At 38.2% G+C, this 1,059-nt stretch carries 1 protein-coding gene; it reads left to right on the top strand.

Annotation, left to right across the window (positions count from 1 at the left end; translation table 11 throughout):
* Positions 1 to 881, top strand: an 881-nt coding sequence (locus tag LFYK43_RS12120; protein ID WP_124978585.1) for an IS110 family RNA-guided transposase, incomplete at its 5' end; no start/stop codon positions are given.
* Positions 882 to 1,059: the final 178 nt, after the last annotated feature.

Genomic DNA, 1,059 nt, shown 5'->3' with positions numbered 1-1,059 from the left:
CTGATTTCTTACGTATTGGTCGCTACACAACTGGCATTTTGCGGCAAGAAGAATATCTTGCTTTACAACGCTTAACGCGTTCACGTTTTGAAGTGATCCAAAGTTTGACCCGTTCAAAACAACATTTCATTGAAAACCTGTATTACAAGGTCAATAAATTAGCTGTAGAGCCAATTGGAACTTCAATTTTTGGTTCGACGATGATGGAACTTTTAACGACTGATATTTCAACTGATGATTTAGCTGCTTTACCGCTAGAAGATCTTGCAGGTTTTCTCGCTCAGAAGGGTCACGGACGTTTCTCTGACCCGCAAGAATTAGCTGAAACGATTCAGAAAGCCATTCGCGGTTCTTATCGGCTGAGCCAGGTCGTTTCCGACTCAGTTGACACAGTCTTGGCGATTTACGCTAACGAAATCAAAATGTATCAAAAAATGATCAAACAACTCCAAAAATCAATTGAAGAAGTCCTAGAAATGATCCCTGAAGGTCAGATCTTACAGTCGATTCCAGGGATCGGACCAGTTTATTCAGCCGGTATTTTAGCTGAGGTCGGTCAGATCGAACGTTTTGATAACGAAGCTAAGCTGGCTAAATATGCTGGTTTAGCTTGGAAAAGAAACCAATCAGGCAACTTTGAAGGACAAAAAACACCGATGCTTCATACTGGAGACACTTATCTACGCTATTATTTGATTGAAGCCACCAATTCAATAATTCGCTATGATCCAGTCTTTAAGAAGTACTTTGATAAAAAGATGTCCGAGATCAAAAATGCACCACGTAAACGAGCCTTGTCTTTAACCGCTAGAAAACTAATCAGGGTGATCTACTACCTACTAAGCAGACACCAAATTTATCAATCGGAAGAAGTGGTCTAGTTCAAAAATAACTGTTTCAAGCTTTTAGATACACCTGCTTTAACCTCAAATTTTTAAAAATTATTCTTGTGAGGTTTGTTAAAGTGCGCCTAAAATCTGATTTTTTTAGAAAATTAATTGCAATTATTCATCACTTCCTCTTGACTTAAAACCACATGTCTTTAGTAGCAGAAATTTA

The organism is Ligilactobacillus salitolerans (assembly GCF_003864415.1).
Classification (GTDB): domain Bacteria; phylum Bacillota; class Bacilli; order Lactobacillales; family Lactobacillaceae; genus Ligilactobacillus; species Ligilactobacillus salitolerans.
This window is presented reverse-complemented; position numbering and strand designations above follow the sequence as displayed.